This is a genomic window from Paraburkholderia sp. EG287B (assembly GCF_040965595.1).
Classification (GTDB): domain Bacteria; phylum Pseudomonadota; class Gammaproteobacteria; order Burkholderiales; family Burkholderiaceae; genus Paraburkholderia.
This window is the reverse complement of the sequence record NZ_JBFRCG010000012.1, coordinates 179,897-195,509: the sequence shown is the minus strand read 5'-3', so window position 1 is coordinate 195,509 and position 15,613 is coordinate 179,897. Positions and strand designations below refer to the sequence as shown.

At 57.0% G+C, this 15,613-nt stretch carries 16 protein-coding genes; 7 read left to right on the top strand and 9 right to left on the bottom strand.

Going from position 1 to position 15,613, the window contains the following annotated elements:
* Positions 1-37: 37 nt before the first annotated feature.
* Positions 38-556: a hypothetical protein gene (locus tag AB4Y40_RS23145; RefSeq protein WP_368689748.1), complete on the bottom strand. Its 519-nt coding sequence runs from the start codon at positions 554-556 to the stop codon at positions 38-40.
* 391 nt (positions 557-947) lie between these two features.
* On the opposite strand from AB4Y40_RS23145, the gene AB4Y40_RS23140 reads away from it, so the two are divergent.
* From AB4Y40_RS23140 to AB4Y40_RS23115, 6 genes are all read left to right on the top strand, one after another.
* Positions 948-1,154 (top strand): ribbon-helix-helix protein, CopG family, encoded by a 207-nt coding sequence (locus AB4Y40_RS23140; protein WP_368689747.1) that lies wholly within the window; start codon positions 948-950, stop codon positions 1,152-1,154.
* 142 nt (positions 1,155-1,296) lie between these two features.
* Positions 1,297-2,724 carry a P-loop NTPase fold protein gene (locus AB4Y40_RS23135; RefSeq protein ID WP_368689746.1) on the top strand — a complete coding sequence of 476 codons (1,428 nt, stop codon included), beginning with the start codon at positions 1,297-1,299 and terminating at the stop codon, positions 2,722-2,724.
* Positions 2,725-2,954: 230 nt separating this feature from the next.
* The gene (locus AB4Y40_RS23130) at positions 2,955-4,193 is read left to right on the top strand and encodes a Shedu immune nuclease family protein (RefSeq protein ID WP_368689745.1); all 1,239 of its coding nucleotides are present in this window, start codon (positions 2,955-2,957) and stop codon (positions 4,191-4,193) included.
* A 610-nt stretch (positions 4,194-4,803) separates the two neighbouring features.
* Positions 4,804-5,103 carry a hypothetical protein gene (locus tag AB4Y40_RS23125; protein ID WP_368689744.1) on the top strand — a complete coding sequence of 100 codons (300 nt, stop codon included), beginning with the start codon at positions 4,804-4,806 and terminating at the stop codon, positions 5,101-5,103.
* Positions 5,104-5,106: 3 nt separating this feature from the next.
* Positions 5,107-5,367, top strand: a complete 261-nt coding sequence (locus tag AB4Y40_RS23120) for a hypothetical protein (protein WP_368689743.1) — start codon at positions 5,107-5,109, stop codon at positions 5,365-5,367.
* 13 nt (positions 5,368-5,380) lie between these two features.
* On the top strand, positions 5,381-5,596 hold the full coding sequence (locus AB4Y40_RS23115) for a hypothetical protein (protein ID WP_368689742.1): 216 nt from the start codon (positions 5,381-5,383) through the stop codon (positions 5,594-5,596).
* 882 nt (positions 5,597-6,478) lie between these two features.
* Here AB4Y40_RS23115 and AB4Y40_RS23110 read toward each other — a convergent pair.
* From AB4Y40_RS23110 to AB4Y40_RS23085, 6 genes are all read right to left on the bottom strand, one after another.
* Positions 6,479-7,165: an aspartate/glutamate racemase family protein gene (locus tag AB4Y40_RS23110; protein ID WP_368689741.1), complete on the bottom strand. Its 687-nt coding sequence runs from the start codon at positions 7,163-7,165 to the stop codon at positions 6,479-6,481.
* Positions 7,166-7,226: 61 nt separating this feature from the next.
* Positions 7,227-7,982 carry a gamma-glutamyl-gamma-aminobutyrate hydrolase family protein gene (locus AB4Y40_RS23105; protein WP_368689740.1) on the bottom strand — a complete coding sequence of 252 codons (756 nt, stop codon included), beginning with the start codon at positions 7,980-7,982 and terminating at the stop codon, positions 7,227-7,229.
* A 45-nt stretch (positions 7,983-8,027) separates the two neighbouring features.
* Entirely contained in the window at positions 8,028-9,161 is a 1,134-nt protein-coding gene (locus tag AB4Y40_RS23100; protein ID WP_368689739.1) for a M24 family metallopeptidase, read from the bottom strand.
* Positions 9,162-9,204: 43 nt separating this feature from the next.
* Entirely contained in the window at positions 9,205-10,965 is a 1,761-nt protein-coding gene (locus AB4Y40_RS23095; protein ID WP_368689738.1) for an ABC transporter permease subunit, read from the bottom strand.
* Between the two features lie 39 nt (positions 10,966-11,004).
* Positions 11,005-12,081 (bottom strand): ABC transporter substrate-binding protein, encoded by a 1,077-nt coding sequence (locus tag AB4Y40_RS23090; protein WP_368689737.1) that lies wholly within the window; start codon positions 12,079-12,081, stop codon positions 11,005-11,007.
* A gap of 45 nt (positions 12,082-12,126) precedes the next feature.
* Positions 12,127-13,206, bottom strand: a complete 1,080-nt coding sequence (locus tag AB4Y40_RS23085; protein WP_368689736.1) for an ABC transporter ATP-binding protein — start codon at positions 13,204-13,206, stop codon at positions 12,127-12,129.
* Between the two features lie 310 nt (positions 13,207-13,516).
* On the opposite strand from AB4Y40_RS23085, the gene AB4Y40_RS23080 reads away from it, so the two are divergent.
* Positions 13,517-14,413, top strand: coding sequence for a LysR substrate-binding domain-containing protein (locus tag AB4Y40_RS23080; RefSeq protein ID WP_368689866.1), 897 nt, complete (start codon positions 13,517-13,519; stop codon positions 14,411-14,413).
* A gap of 231 nt (positions 14,414-14,644) precedes the next feature.
* Here the strand turns inward: AB4Y40_RS23080 and AB4Y40_RS23075 are convergent, their stop codons facing one another.
* Positions 14,645-15,097: a D-Ala-D-Ala carboxypeptidase family metallohydrolase gene (locus AB4Y40_RS23075; protein WP_368689735.1), complete on the bottom strand. Its 453-nt coding sequence runs from the start codon at positions 15,095-15,097 to the stop codon at positions 14,645-14,647.
* Complete coding sequence (locus AB4Y40_RS23070) at positions 15,094-15,612, bottom strand: hypothetical protein (protein WP_368689734.1); 519 nt, start codon at positions 15,610-15,612, stop codon at positions 15,094-15,096. Before AB4Y40_RS23070 ends, AB4Y40_RS23075 begins: the two co-directional genes overlap by 4 nt.
* Between the last annotated feature and the right edge of the window lies 1 nt (position 15,613).

Below are 15,613 nucleotides of genomic sequence, written 5' to 3'. Positions count from 1 at the left end.
ACACAGCAGTCGGTAAGCCCAGCGTCGCGCGGGCTGGTCAGCGCCGTCTCTTCGAGTCGATTGTCCCGATGCGGTTGAGTTCCGCCATCAAACGGCGGCGTAGACGGGCAAGAGCCCTACGGCCGTCTTCGACGGTCGCGCTGTCTTTAGACAAGTGCCAGTATTCCTCCGCAGCTATCGCCTCCAACTCGGAGAATGTGTAGCGGTCGGTCTGAACTTCGAGCGCGAACCGCCGACACCCTGGGTTCTCCTTCCAGGCGCGCCGAAGTTCCTCGTAGGTTGGCGTGACGAATGGGGGGAGCCCGAAACGACTACGCTCGCCACGCTGGCGTGCTTCTTTGGTCCAGTCAACCTCGCTGTCTGGTGCATCGACGAGGGCACGGGCCGCAACGCGATGGCGGTCACGTTTTGAGTGCTCAATCTTGTGCGAGCGCTGGTCCGAGTAGGCCCAGAAGTCGGCACACGCCTCCGCATCGGTCATCCAGACGGCAGTCTGCTCAAAGCGCCCGAGCTTCTCGTCCCAGTACGCCCACTTCCACTCCCACATCGGTTCCATTCACTTTCTCACACCTGTATATATATACAGTATAGAGGAAGCGCACTGCATGCGCGACGCCTCAATACGTACCTTCCAGCCACATCGGGGTCATATCCCCAAGCAGTTGGAGGCCGATCAAGACATTCGATGCCAGCCGATGAAAGTTCAACGTTGAACTTTCAACGCCGTGACCGTCGCGCCGTGTCGTAAACACCACGTAAGCGATACCGCTTAGCGTCCGAACGGGCAGTTAAACAAGTAGCGCTAATGCGTATTTTTTGGCATGCCGGTATGTATTCCGGCACACCATGTCACACGGAATCTGGTTTGGGGGGCACGGTGAACATACCGGTTATCAACTTTTGCGGACGTTGCTATAGTGCGGACTCGTTAACCAAACGAGGCTCACATGTCAGTGACGAAACGCGCTGCCAGTACGGGGGAGATAGAGGAAGACGAAGGCGGCGCCCGCATCAAGATAAGTATTACTGTGCCCCCCGAAGTGCTAGAGCGCATAGATCACTATCGCAAGCGACGCGGCGGGTTGAACCGCTCGGCCCTGTTCTCGCTCGCGGCGGACTGGTTCATGGATGAGCACCCACTGAAAAAAAATTAGCGTTCGGTCCGGCCAAACAATTCGCGCTACACCCCTTCTGCGCTTGCGGTAGCGCCCCCCTGCATCAGGGAGATACAGCAACGTAAGCGGATCGACGGTTGACGGCGCTAATGTCTTCACCTCCATTCCAGAAAAGAACGATATGGCAGACGGACAAGCAATACCAAGTCAACCCTTTGACGACGATCAGCTCGATAGAAAGAAGGCTGCTGAATTCCTTACTAACTACCTCGTCGGGCGGCATAGAGTTGCAGGCAGTGTGCCGGGAAACGAAAGCTTTGTATTGAACGTAAATGCCGAATGGGGCCTTGGTAAAACGTACTTCCTTCGCGAATGGGCAAAGATGTTACGTTCACAAGGGCACTTCGTTGTTTACTTTGATGCGTGGGAGAACGATTACTCAAGCGATCCGTTCGTAGGCTTTATGTCTGCAATCAACGCCCAGCTTACAGCCAGTCTCCCCACGAGGGGGAAAATTGCAAACAAGGCGAAGGCGATGACCCTCGCGGGGACCAAAGTAATAAAAACAGCGGCCCCCGGCATCGCGCTGGCAGTCATCAAGCATTTATCGGGCGTAGATTTCCACGATGTTGCGAGCCATATCGAGGAAGCTGCGAAGGGTGCGGGCGAGGAAATTATTTCCATAATCAAGGCCGATCTTGAAAAGCAAAACAAAGACCTGAAGAATGCAATCGAAGAATTCAAAAGTTCGTTTGCCTCCTTCGCAAAGACATACGAAATCAGGGCAGCGGCCAAGCTGCCGATTTTCTTGATGGTGGATGAGTTAGATAGATGTCGCCCGTCCTACGCGATTGAACTTCTCGAAAAGATAAAGCATGTTTTCCGCGTTGCGAATGTTTACACCGTGGTTGCGACGGACTCGGAACAATTGGCCCACTCGATAAAGGCCGTGTACGGCGCCAGGTTTGATTCGCGCAAATACTTGCGGCGCTTTTTTGACCACGAGTCGCGCCTCGATACTCCGCAGTTTGGGCAACTCGCCGCAGCAATGCTTACCCAGCGGAACATGGCCGACGATCCGCGAATAATCAACGTCGTGCAGCGTCCTGACGTGACGCCATCCCACGCCGACATTTTGGCTCGCATTGGCGAAATGATGAAGCTCTCAACGCGAGACTTTATGCGATCCATTGATATACTGGATACGATCCGTATCACGCAATCGGGTGAAATCGACCTAGTTTTCATGAGTTTCCTTATCATGCTGTACGTCTCACATCCAGAGTTGTTCGATGCATATGACCGGACCCGAGCGGTGCCAGCGCTTCGCAAGGAATTGGGCCAGCATGTGGATCAGGACGTTAGATGGCCCGAGATACAAGAGTCAGGCGCACACGGCCAGCGTCCCATTGCGGCATCGGTATTTGACTGGTTGTTGAGGTACATGGACGGCGTATGGCACGAAAAGCCGCGCGAAAACACAGATTCATGGATTGTGGTGCGCCAAGCGATAATTGGACTCGTTGCAGGGCCAAGCAAGGCGGCGAAGCAACTAAGCCTTCAGCAATATCACAAGCTCGTCTCTATGGCAGGACACTTTAGTATTTAAGTGTCCTGTGCCGATTTACCGCATCGCGCTATCTAAGCACCTACGCTGGCTCGCCAAAGCGAACACCGGCGCTGTCCGTCGAATGTCTGCAGTGGGTCGGGATCCCCTGCCACAGTTGGAATGCCTGATGGCCCTGCAAAGTCAGTACTTCGACAAAGCGTGGGTACTTTTGACCAGAGTCTTCGGTAGCCCACAACTAGACGCGAAATCATCCCGCACTGAGAGGAAGCATGTTGAATTTCCGTACCACGAAGACTGGCGTCGATTGCGACTACCAGCCGGAATTTGGCACTCAAAATCAGTGGGTCTGGGAGGAAATGAAGAGCGGGAAGTCCGCGGAGGTATCTCGCGTATTCTCCTTTCGAGAAGCAGACCTCAAGAATCCGCCCACCAACAAAACAGACTTTACTGAGTACGTCTATACATTTCGCTTTGGCACGTTTGAAGACGAGTACTTGCGGATCCCCGGTCGTGTCTTTTCTATCGAGCGAGATGTCCTCGTAAGCCGCGAGCTTCGGCTCAAACGTTCGATCTTTGTCGCGGAACGAAATGTGTCAATTATGAAGCGACTCTCCGATCTTCTCGATAACGACGAGCCTATTGTTATCGGAGGCAGCCGCGCCGGGACCATCCCACTGCCCGTCTATCAGGAGTTGCTCAAGAAATTTCCGACCACACACGAGCTTAATCGCTACGCTGCTGCACGCGTTCACACCATCCTCTCGCAGTATGTGGACGGCATGAAGGATGCACGGGAGCGTTACGAGTCCTACCTCGATAAGCGGTCAGCACTGAACGGAACACTTTCTGCTGAAAAGCCGCCGGAACTCAAAGCGTTGAAGGAACAGGAGGTTCTCAAGTACCGCCTTATCCATGACGAGATTCAACAGAGTCTGCTGAGCGGTAAGAACCTGTCCGAGAAAGAATGGCAACAGCGGATGGTTTCATTCCTTCTACTGTTGTTTCCAAAGTACATCAGGGTGCTTCAAAACATCACAATTAACGACTACTACAGCAAGTCCGGCAAAACGTCCAAGCGATATATCGATATCGGGCTAGTGGACGCGAGCGGGAACCTCGACGTCATTGAACTCAAAAAACCTTTCGAAGACAAAATTCTTCGCCAAGGACTGTACCGAGGTAACAACATTCCGACTGCCGAGTTGACCGGTAGCGTCATGCAGGCAGAGAAGTATCTCTTTCACCTGTCGAAATGGGGTGTCGACGGAGAGCGCGCCCTCACCAAGGCCTACGCCTCCGAGCTTCCTCCTGGATTTGATATCCGGATATCAAATCCGAAGGCAATCATTATCGTCGGCCGCAACCAGCTTGGCGGAAAGAAGATGACTGATAGCCAGCAACTCGATTTTGAAATCATCAAGCGCAAGTACGCGAACATGATGGACATCATCACTTACGATGACTTGCTAGGCCGCCTTCAAAACACCATCTACGCGCTGGAACACTGACAACACGCCACTCCGGCCAGTGACGTAGGGCTTTCTGTGCCGGAGGGCGGCGCTTCGCGGCAGACTACATCCAGCACGACGTGTAGAGCGTGCCCCTGGCCAGACGCGCCGCACGCTCGAGGCCAAGCGCGAAACCAAACCCGAATCGCCACTCACCCAACCGCGCCCCGGGCGAACATCCGCTTCGGAGCATACCTAGTGACCGCTTCGGATCGATCAGGCTCATCGGGCCGACGCCGCGACCCGGCGCGCTAGATGCTCCACGATAAGCCAAATCGCCAGAGAGCCAATCCCGGCAACGCATCTGGCTGTTGACGACGGCTATATAGTAGGCGCTTCGCTAGCTGCCGCGTCGTGTATCTAGTTATGAGAGAGCGCACACGCGCGCCGCGGCGCTCGCTGCTCGCACTGCTGCGCGAGCTTTCCGCTCCCCCTCAACACGCACGCTCGCGTCCAGCACGTGCGATGGCATGTGCGCGCCATATCGAGAATTACTCTCAACCAGAGCCTAGAGCGGTTCACCAACGGGTATTTTCCCTGCATACGCCACATGCCCGTAGGCTACAGGTGAAGGGTTAGAGGTAGCCCGGAACTGAAAGAGGCAAGCGAGATGGTTGATAAGTACAACGGATGGACTAACTATGAAACCTGGGCGGTCCATTTGTGGCTCACGAACGATGAAGGCACGTATCACTACTTCTGCGAAGTCATCGACGAACTGAAAGCCAACTTCGAAGAGGGCGACGAGGACGCGCATGCGGAGATTGTTGGGGAGCTTGCCAGGCACCTCGAAGCTGAGCACGAGGCGCACATGCCACCGATGCCGACGAGCGTGTACACCGACCTGCTCACTCACGCACTCGGGATGGTCAACTGGCACGAGATCGCAGCAGCGATGATGGAGGACTGAGCGATGAGCAAGACAACCGAGGCACTGCGCGGGCGCGGTCGCCCGAGCGCGTTAGTCCCGGGCTCGGTCCCGTATCGCATCAGTGAACTGCAGGTCGGCGAGGCGTTCGTCGAGCTTGAGCAGCACGCACACACGCGCCGGTATCTGTGCACCTGCGCAGAGAACGTACCGGGCGCAGCGTTCGAAGTCACGCTGTGCTACGGACTCGCGCACGGATTCGAGGAAGCGCCTTTCCGGCTCTTTCGAGTCACGCGCACCGCTTGAGATGGAGGTAAGCATGCGTTACGTTGCGAAGCTCTCGGCGCTGGCCTCTACCGTGTACGGGTACGGCGCGACCGATGATGAGGCAGTGCGCGACGCGATAGCCGCGCTGGGGTTCCTGCCCGAGCACACTGCGCGGCTCACCGTGTACCACGAGCATGACGGTGGCGAAGTCAACCTGAGCTACTTCACGCACTACGGCACGTACATCATCGACACGGGAGGCGCATGACTCGATGACGCATTCGCGCCCTGAAAAGCCCCGCCAAAGCGGGGCTTTTTTATGGGTGCTCGACCACACGTGCGAAGCGCCCAGAACGTCGCGCAGTGCCCTGGCGCGCTCCACCCAACACAAACACGCGCGCCCGACCGGCCAGCGTCGCTGGGGCGCTCGCATCGCGTCGCTGGTCGTCTCTCGCGCACGCCTGACGCATGCGCGCGGCACTCGCGAGCGGATGGCGCGCCTGATTGCTGGAATGCACACGATCCTCCCGGCGTCGCCCCGACACAGCGCAACGGGTCTGTAGTCTCACGCCAGCCCGCCGAGCGGCGGGCTCTTTTTTGCCGTCGCAGTTTCCGGGTGGGCTCTGTCCGACCCGTAGCGGTCCGTCGACCCATCTGACCCATCGCAACATCCATGGCAGCTTCAAAAGCACAACGGCCGTTCATCGATTCGCGTAGAGAGACGCGGTTGGGCCTGCTCGAACGAATGGTTGGGCGAACGCGCTGCTAACTGCCTCAAACCGGCCGCTCATTGAAGCCAAGGTGAGCCACGGCTATGACGTGCCGATCCACAACTCATGAGAGATGTCATCAGACCGCAATGTGGGCTCGTCGATCCGAATGGGTGGCGGGAGAGGGGCACCTTCGGTGACGGCTGTCGGGTGACAGAGAAAGTGAAAATTGTGCCAGGTAAGTGAAAAACTGCTGACACAGATAGTGAAAAGCCTGCACTTAACCAGGCCGGTACGGCTAGGCGAAGTTAGCTCGAACTCCGGCACGATTCGATTGAACGCATGGAACGTGAATAACCGCGTCCGCTACCGAAAGCCAGCGACCACGAGCACCGGGCGCTGGCTTTGGATCGGCGTCTGGAAGTCACCGCCTCAGCTTGCTACAAGCACGGACTCATCTCGATCATTAATCGTCCCAAGCTAACGTAATCAGCGACGGGAAGACCGGTCGCCTCTCGCACTGCATCTGCGGCCAGCGGGAAGCCTGCGCACTCCAATACGATCGCTCCGATCGCTGGATTCGCCTTCATCAGAGACTCCACGGCTGAAACGATATCGCCAGTCACCACTTCCGGGGAGATCACCGGATTCGGCTCAGCGAGCTCACGCCATGTCTCGGAACCTTCAATTCCGCCGACAGCAACACTTATCTCACGCGTTGACCAGCCTGCACCAGCGAAATGTCGCTCTTCCAGCTTCGTGGAATCATAGGTCAGAATCCCCACCACCTTTCCGGCCGGTAGCGTTCGAGCAAGAAGTGGCACCAGCAAGAGACTTGAGAGCGCGAGCGGAACGTTGATGGCGGCTGCCACGTCGTTCTGAAAGGGAGCGCTGAATCCACAGTTTGCGATGATCGCCGACACACCTTCGCTCTCAAGCTGCTTGGCGCAAGCGATGTACGCCTCTTTGATAATCGCGCTCGAAGATCCCACGACCGAATTCGTGGTCGCCCCCGGCACTGTCAGGCGCTTGACCGGGAAGCCGAATGTGCCGGGCGCGCTGAGCGCGCCCGGATGCATCATGGGCCTGTTTTCCAGCTCAAGAATCCCTAAAACTTTTTCTGTCATTTTGCGTTTCACCCAAAAGCCCTCTAAAGGGACCGTCCATCATACTGTTCGAGGGCGGCCCTTAGCGTGCGGCTCGTGCTCGACAGCGACTTCGCACAGCGTCCCCAAATGCTTTGAAAAGAGGCGACGATACATCATCTCGTTGAAACTCCCATTCAGGGTGCCATTGAACGCCCACAACAAACGTGGCTTGCGGCAGTCGCACTGCTTCGATGACACCGTCCTCCGCCTTCGCTTCAATTTCGAGGTCATCCGCAAGATCCCTGATACGCTGAGTGTGAAGAGAATTCACACGTGCCGACGTTCGACCGATGATCTTGGTGAACAGTCCACCACTAGCAAAGTGGATCTCATGTCGGGCGCCATAACGCACGGAAAGATCCTCGGAGTCTGCTGCAACGTGCACGGCGAAGTCTGGGTCCTTATCCATTTGAGTCTGAAGTGTGCCGCCTAAAGCCACGTTCAGCTCCTGCATACCTCGGCAGATCGCTAGTACCGGAATATCTCGTTGAATTGCAAGGGCAACCAATCGCAGGCAGGTCGCGTCGCGGCGCGGATCAAACGGCCCGTCCGAAACGGTATCACTGTCGTACAGCGACGCATCAAGGTTCGATGCGCTTCCCGTCAAGAGAATCCCGTCGAGGGATTCGACTACCCGTTCAGCCAGCGCCTCGCCTGACGCCGGCAGAATAACTGGGACTGCTCCAGCACCAATGGACACCGCTTCGACATACTTATCGTGAACGGTATGCGATGGAAATCCTTCGATTGTCTGGTAGCACGCGGACACCCCAACTAGCGGAAACGTTTCAGACATGTTAGCAATCCTGACAGGTATGTATCGAAAAAAGCAGCTTGGAGGTCACGAGATGAGCAATTCGCGTGGGTAGCGGGTGATCGGCTCATAGCCGTTGTCGGTGACGGCAATCGTTTCGCTCACGCCAAAACCATCGACGAACAGGTAGGTGTGAAACGTCATACCTGGCTCGAAATACCAGTCCGACACAGGAGCCGCCTCAAGATACTCTGCGCCATTGGGGTACAGCATCAGTCCGACCGAATAGAACGTTTTGTAATGGTATTCGCTCACCTTCCCAGTAGCCTCTGCGCCTCGCCGATAAATCGCGTCGGCCGCCCGTACAGACGCATTCGGCCGAACTTGCGCAAGAGCCTCATCTTGAATCTCGAACAACCGCCGAGCGAAGTCGATCTCGTCACGTGACGCCTCGCCCACCTTCAATGGCCGGAAGAATCGTGCGTGATAATTGTGTACATGGGGACACATTTCCAGTTGCACCGTGTCACCGCGCTCCAAGACGCGATCGGTGAACACGCAATGGATCGAATGTGCCGCTTCGCCGGAGGCAATCGGACCCGGCTCAGCACGATCACTTCCAGCGCGAACCATCGCTGCTGCTACCGCGGCGCCAATTTCTCGTTCGCTCGCACCGACGCGTGCGACACCGCGCGCGGCGTCCATTGCTGCCTCAGCAGCGCGACCAGCTCGTCGCATATAGTTCAGCTCCGCCGTGGATTTGATGATGCGGCGACGACGAACCAGGTTGCCTACGTCCTCGATTTGAAGATCTCCGGGCAGCACGGCCTTGAGCGCCTTGAATCGGGAGGCATTGAGTTGCCAAGAGAACATCTCCACGCCTAGGCGCTTTTTGTTGCCTAAAACCGATGCAACCGCCTTCGCCACCAACTGCTCTATGTTGTCGCCATCAGACCAGCGAAAGCTTTTCTCGAAGGCGCAACTTTTCTCAAAATGGTAGATCTCCGCGCGTCGATAGACGATGACGGGCTCGCCCTCCGCCGGCACCACAGCACAATGAAACCCGTTGTACCCCCGAGGCGAGAGATATCCCGTCAGATAGGCGACCGACTCCGGCTCCAGGGCGATCAGTGCGTCTAATTCCTTCTCGCGCATGTCCGCCTGCACATTCGTCACTCGTTGCCGATATTCACTTTCGCTGAAGATTAGATTACGTGGCATTGGATCACTTTAATTAGGTAGGTTGAAGGTATTGATGTGTGCTCTAGCCTGCCTTCTCTCCAGCGCCCGGGGCGACGCGTCGCGCAATTGCCAGCAAAACGATGGACAAGATGATGATTGCGGACGAAGCCGCTGCCATAGTCGGGTCAAGGTCGAAGCGGATACCTTCCCACATACGCATCGGCAAGGTCTTTGCCGAGTCGCTGCTCACGAAAAGCGCGATGATGATGTCGTCGAACGACGTAAGGAACGCGAACAGCGAGGCCGATATGATGCCTGGCCGAATAGCAGGAAGCGTAATTTTGGCGAACGCGACGATGGGGTGGGCACCGAGACTTTGGGCTGCAACCTCGGGTCGAGTGTCAACGCTCTTGAGCGACGCCATCACAAGGATAAGGACGATCGGAACTGCGATTACGGTGTGCGCCAACGTGAGTCCGGTCAATGTCCCGATAAGCCCCAACTTCGCAAACTGAAAATAAATTGCGACTGCGGTTATCAACGTAGGAACAACTGAGGGCGAGACAAGGAAGGCAGTGATCACAGCCTTTCCCGCGAACTTACCTCTCACCAGCGCGATCGCGGCCAAGCTGCCAATCAGCGTGGAGATCACTGCTACCGCGATAGCCACTTGAAGGCTCGTCAACGTTGGCTTGATCCAATCGGCACGTGTGAAATAGTTCTCGTACCATCGTAGCGATAGGCTGGGCGGTGGGAAGTCGAGGTAGGGAGAGGCCGAAAAGCTGATCGGGAGGATGATGAGTATGGGAAGCACGAGGAACGTGACAATGAGAATTCCGGTGATCCATGCAGCCGCTCCTGGCCGGTTTGACAGCTTCGGAGACCGAGCCTTAGGAGCCCAGTTGGAGGTCGACGCGGTGGGAAGACGGCCCATGATCTGGGTCGCGATGCGCAGCAGGTTCGATCGGGAGCGGCCAGCGTTACGAGATCTCCTCGCACTCACCATCACAACTAGGCGGTACAGACCATAAAGAAGGAAGGTCGCGAGCAGGAGAATCACGCACATTGCCGAAGCAGCCTCCCAGTCAGAAAGCTCATTAACGGCGCGCTCGATCAACATGACGAATGTCACATCGTGCGGTCCACCCAACAATGCGGGTGTCACGAAGAATCCCAGCGTCAAGATGAACACCAGTAGAAAGCCGGCGACCATGCCTGATTTTGTCAACGGGACGAAAATCAGAAAAAAAGCAGCAGCGGGCCTCGCCCCCATGCTTTTCGCTGCATCGATGAGCCGCCAGTCAACCTTCTTCATCGCCGACAGCAGCGGGAACACCATCAGCGGTAACATGATGTGCACCGTTCCGACATAGACGGCAAACCTGTTGTAAAGGATGCTCAGGGGCGTTGAGCCGAGTCCACTGTTGAGATACAGGTCATTGACTACACCGTGACGTCCGAGCAGAACCATCCACGCAAAGCTTCGGATAAGTGTGCTTGTCCACAGCGGCAGAACTACGAGCGCAGTGACGATCACGCTCCAACGCTTGCTGAGCCTCGAAATCAGGTAAGCGATCGGATAGCCGACCAAAAGACAGATCAGGGCGACGAAGAAAGACAGTCGAAACGTCTCAAAAAGCACGAGCACGTTGTAGCTGTCGGAGAGCACTCGGACGTAGTGCGTCATCGTCCAATCGCTCTGTCCAAAGCTGATTCGGAGAAGCCGGACGAGGGGCCACCCGTAAACAACGCCAAGAACGAGAATCGCGGGCACCAAAAGCAAGATCGGTGACAGCCGCATAGTCGATCGTGAAACGCCTTTTTGTGAGATGAAACTCGACATGTCTTTCAGATCCTATGGAATTGCGTTGCCCTTTGCGGATTACTGGCGGATCCAGTTGTTCCACATGTCGGTGTTGCGTTCGAGGTTCGTTCTACCTTGACTGCGTTGTGCCCACCACTCCGCGTTGAGCTTGAATTGCAGCTTCAGATTGTCGGGATGGGTCGGAAGCTGGCGAGCAATCTCAGCCGGCAGCAAGTCAAGTGAGCGTCGATTGGGAGGCCCGTAGGGAACCGCACGACAAAGTGCTGCAAGCGGCTCTGCTCGCGAAGCGAATTCGATGAATTTCAGTGCGTTCTCGCGGTTCTTCGCGCCCTTCGGGATAGTCCAGAAGTCCGCGGTTAGTTCGCCCTGGTTGAAGTCGTAGTCAACCGGCGCACCCTGCTCTTTCAGTTGCACGATTCGGCCCTGTGACGCGAAGCCGATATCGGCTTCTCCACTGACGAGCGATTGAGGGACCATAGTGCCGCTGGTCGCCCACTTCAGCACCGAGGGACGAATTTTCGACAGGCTGCGGTACGACCGCTCAAGATCGAGCGGATAGAGTTTGTCGGTAGACACGCCGTCGGCGAGAAGCGCAAGCTCGTTCGGACGGACGACGTAGCTGCCTGCGGGAAGGATGCGTGAACCTGGGAAGGTCTTTGCATCCCAAACTTCTGCCCAGGAACGTGGGTGATGCTCCTTGGTGAATTTCTTCGTGTTATACGCGATAACATATGAGTAGCTGATCGTCGCTACGCCGTAAGGGTGCATGGAGCCCGGAAGAAGCTCGCTCATCACTTCTTTGTTCAGCGCGCTGTAGTCGACCTTTTCCAGCAGATTCGACTCCGACATCGTGAGCATGTCACCGGGCACCGCCTCAATCACGTCCCAGTCAACCGATCCGCTCATCACCATTGCACGGACCTTAGCCAAGCTCGGGCCCGTCGCCTCGATCACTTTGATCCCAGTTTGCTTTTCGAAGGGCTTGAATAAGGCTTCGCGCTGGGCGTCCTGGAACGTGCCACCCCATGAGGCGACTGTGACGGTGCCAGCGTCCTTTGCAAAAGCCCGGCTACTACCAAGGCCAACTGCCAGCGGCGCGGCTGCACATCCCGCTATAAATTCTCGTCGATTCATTTTCGAGTCTCCATTTGAACGCCTGACCGCAGCGGTTTGCTTTTATTAGCGGTCCGTCGCGAACACCATGGTGTCCGTCACTTTCCACGAAACTTGAGTGCGATCACCCATAACCGGATGTCGCGTGTTTTTTAGATTGTTCAGCTTCACCATGAGCGTTTCTGAGCTCTCGGTCTTGATGCTGTAAGTGACTGCATCGCCTGCATAGGTAGACTCGACAATCTGACCAAACGCATGATTGTCATCACGGGTTGCGGCATCGAAAGCGAACCTCTCCGGGCGGATAACGACCGAAACGGTGGAACCAACCGGCGCATCTGTAGGTTGCCCCGACAATTCCATGCCACCCTTCGTCCTGACACGACATCCTGTTTGAGTAAGCGATGTGACGACGCCTTCGAGCTTTGTGGAATGGCCAATGAAGTCCGCGACAAACAGAGAGTTCGGTTTTTCGTAAAGCATCTCCGGCGTGTCCAGTTGCACGACTTCGCCGTTGTTCATTACCGCAATGCGATCCGACACTGCCAGCGCCTCCTCCTGGTCGTGTGTCACCATTACAGTCGTCACACCGAGTTTTCGCTGCAGGTTCTTCAGTTCGTTCTGCATGCTCTCTCGAAGCTTTCGATCAAGGGCGCTGAGTGGCTCATCGAGAAGAAGAACGGGTGGATCGAAAATAATCGCTCGTGCTAGCGCGACACGTTGCTGTTGACCGCCGCTTAACTGATTCGGGAGGCGGTCGGCAAATGCAGAGAGGTGCACGAGTTCGAGTGCACTGCGGACCTTCGTAGCAATCGCGGCTTCCTTCACCCCCCGCATGCGTAGCGGAAAAGCGAGGTTATCCTCGACAGACAGGTGTGGGAACAGAGCGAGATGCTGAAAGACGACGCCGATATTGCGCTTATGCGGCGGCAACATGTCGACGCGGCGCCCTTCGATGTACACCTCCCCCGATGTCACATCCGTGAATCCGGCGATCGCCATCATCGTGGTCGTCTTGCCTGATCCACTGGGTCCCAGAAGGGTAAGAAACTCCCCAGGGGCGATGTCAATGGAGACGTTCTTGAGGGCGGGAAAATTCTCGTAGAACTTTGAGATCCCGCAGAGGCGAACCCCTTGATTCGTCATTCCGGGCGATTCCGCCGCTGACCGTGGCTGGACCAGCGTATCCGCGGGGGGCTGAGCGACCATCATTAAGTGCCTCCAAAAGATTCTAATTCGTGCCAATACGCACCGGCGCGAGGGCTCCCGCAGCGCGGCCGTCGTCGCCTCGACGAACAGCCCAAGGCGAGTTTCGCTGCATCCCGCGCTCAGTTGCATTGAATTCAATTGATACCCCGAAAAACTGCGCGGATGCTCGTCTACGGAGCTAAGATTACCTGTCGGCAGGGCCCCTGGAATGAGGCCAAAATCAACAGTTGAATTTTTTTTGTGTATCATGGAACTTGAAACGAACGATACGGAACCGCCGTTGCGCGCCATCCGCGCCTTCGAGGCCTTTGCCGAGCGTGGTTCAATCGCAGGAGCTGCGGCTGAGCTTAATGTCACGCCCTCGGCGGTTAGCCATCAGCTACATGTGCTGGAGACCCACATGCAGACTGCGCTAACTGTGCGCAAGGGCCGCGCCCTATATCTCACCGACGAGGGTCGCGATTATTACCGGTCAATTCACAGTGCATTCACCGTTCTGCGGACGGCTACCCGTCAAGCGCAAGAGCGTTCAATGCTGACCCAATTGACCATCGGGGTGACCGGCATTTTTGGAAGCAACTGGCTGTTGCCGCGAATAGGCCGATTTACCGATGCGCATCGGGACATAGGTATCAGCGTCGTATATTCGATGCACGGCAGTTACCCAAGCGATTCGACAGATCTATCGATTCGCATGGGAACGGGACGCTGGCCCGGGTACCAAGCCACCCGCTTGCTCTCCGGCGTGCTAGTGCCCGCATGTACACCGGCCTTCGCGCGAAGGTACGGTCCGTTCCGTCATGCCCGCGACATTGCTCAGGCGCCGTTAGTACATGATGGGAATCGAGCGCGATGGGCTGCGTGGTTCGCGCATGCGGGCGTACGAACTGATCGCCTGACAGGCCCACTGCTCGAAGACGGCCAATTAACACTGGCAGCGGTTCGGGCTGAACTCGGCTTTGGACTCATGCGCGCGAAGATTATTGAGCGAGAGCTGGCGGAAGGCGTACTGGTCGCGCCGCTCGATCTGACGCTCGACATCGGTCTGGATTATTACCTTTGCGTTCGCGAGGACATGCCAACAGGGGACGCAGTTGCAAAGTTGAGCAAATGGCTCTTGTCTGAAGTACGCCAATCCGGCTGAGTCGCGAATAACTCCCCTCGCATGGATGTCATGAACAGAAACGCTCTCGCAGGTAGGGCGTTTTGACGACGTAGCCGGTTCCCTGAGAGGTACATTGCAAGCTGAGCGGCCGGTTACCGAGCGGAACCGACGGCTGAATGTCTGTGCGATGGTCCCAGCGAATGACCCTTCACAGCCGACTACAGCCTTAATCGGTCTTCCCGGATATTCTCGGAGTACCTCTATTTTGCTTCACGGCAGCCCCGACGTATATGTGACGGAGCCGCTCCCAAAGTGAGCCGTGAGAACCTGCCGCCGTACATCGCGGCCTTCGGCGGCTATCGACAGGTGGACCCAAGTGCCCTCGAAAATTAGTTGCTCGAAGGGTATCGACGCGTCGGCATCGATGGCGCGGCACACCTGCAACGGGGAGCCGAAGCCGGGGCAAATGAAGTCGGCAGCGCGCCCGCTCATGTGGTCGCTCGTCGCGGACCCGCCGACAAGACGGTTGACACCGGGCGCGCGGTAGGCCGACGAGATGAGCATCGGTCTGCCGTGGAGCAGCGTGCGCACGAGTTCGAGCACATCGGCCAGCCGCACAAGGTTGTCGAGTTCCGCGGGGCCGGGTTGATTCGAGATGCCGTGCCGAGTGGCCGTCTCGGACTGTATAAGCTCGTCGAGCGAGAAGTGCGGGGATAGCCTCATGGCCGCTTGCTCCGACGCACGAGCACCGAATCGGCAAACCAGAACGTAAGCACGCCAGCGAAGATCGCGGCATCGTCATCATCCCACACGATGGCAACCAGCGACGTGACAGTGGCGCTCGTCGGGCCCGCCGCCTGTATGACTGCATCGCGAATCACGATGAGCTTGAAGGCGACGTAAAGCAGCAGCATCAGGTACGTTGCAACCGGGCGCACGCTGAGATTGAGCGCATCGGCCCACCGCACGCCGGTCAGGTGCGACTGTGCGATCACCATCGACTCAGCCCTCGCCTGCTCAACCGCAAGCCGCCCGTCCGCCTCAACGTTCTCAGCGCCGAGCTTCGCGATGTCGAGCCGCGCCGCGAGTTCGGCGCGCACTTCCTCAAGATGCAGTTCCGCGAGCCGCACGGCGTTATCTTTCTGCTGCCCGCTGGCCCATGCACCCAGCATCTCGGGGAACAGCCGCAGCACACCGCCTCCTACTGCGCCGAGCAGCGCAAAGACGGTCGAATGCATG

Coding starts and splice junctions, on each gene's coding strand:
- AB4Y40_RS23095 (WP_368689738.1), bottom strand. CDS start 10,965: ATGTCGAGTTTCATCTCACAAAAAGGCGTTTCACGATCGACTATGCGG.
- AB4Y40_RS23130 (WP_368689745.1), top strand. CDS start 2,955: ATGTTGAATTTCCGTACCACGAAGACTGGCGTCGATTGCGACTACCAG.
- AB4Y40_RS23090 (WP_368689737.1), bottom strand. CDS start 12,081: ATGAATCGACGAGAATTTATAGCGGGATGTGCAGCCGCGCCGCTGGCA.
- AB4Y40_RS23070 (WP_368689734.1), bottom strand. CDS start 15,612: ATGCATTCGACCGTCTTTGCGCTGCTCGGCGCAGTAGGAGGCGGTGTG.
- AB4Y40_RS23135 (WP_368689746.1), top strand. CDS start 1,297: ATGGCAGACGGACAAGCAATACCAAGTCAACCCTTTGACGACGATCAG.
- AB4Y40_RS23125 (WP_368689744.1), top strand. CDS start 4,804: ATGGTTGATAAGTACAACGGATGGACTAACTATGAAACCTGGGCGGTC.
- AB4Y40_RS23120 (WP_368689743.1), top strand. CDS start 5,107: ATGAGCAAGACAACCGAGGCACTGCGCGGGCGCGGTCGCCCGAGCGCG.
- AB4Y40_RS23085 (WP_368689736.1), bottom strand. CDS start 13,206: ATGACGAATCAAGGGGTTCGCCTCTGCGGGATCTCAAAGTTCTACGAG.
- AB4Y40_RS23140 (WP_368689747.1), top strand. CDS start 948: ATGTCAGTGACGAAACGCGCTGCCAGTACGGGGGAGATAGAGGAAGAC.
- AB4Y40_RS23100 (WP_368689739.1), bottom strand. CDS start 9,161: ATGCCACGTAATCTAATCTTCAGCGAAAGTGAATATCGGCAACGAGTG.
- AB4Y40_RS23145 (WP_368689748.1), bottom strand. CDS start 556: ATGGAACCGATGTGGGAGTGGAAGTGGGCGTACTGGGACGAGAAGCTC.
- AB4Y40_RS23075 (WP_368689735.1), bottom strand. CDS start 15,097: ATGAGGCTATCCCCGCACTTCTCGCTCGACGAGCTTATACAGTCCGAG.
- AB4Y40_RS23105 (WP_368689740.1), bottom strand. CDS start 7,982: ATGTCTGAAACGTTTCCGCTAGTTGGGGTGTCCGCGTGCTACCAGACA.
- AB4Y40_RS23080 (WP_368689866.1), top strand. CDS start 13,517: ATGGAACTTGAAACGAACGATACGGAACCGCCGTTGCGCGCCATCCGC.
- AB4Y40_RS23115 (WP_368689742.1), top strand. CDS start 5,381: ATGCGTTACGTTGCGAAGCTCTCGGCGCTGGCCTCTACCGTGTACGGG.
- AB4Y40_RS23110 (WP_368689741.1), bottom strand. CDS start 7,165: ATGACAGAAAAAGTTTTAGGGATTCTTGAGCTGGAAAACAGGCCCATG.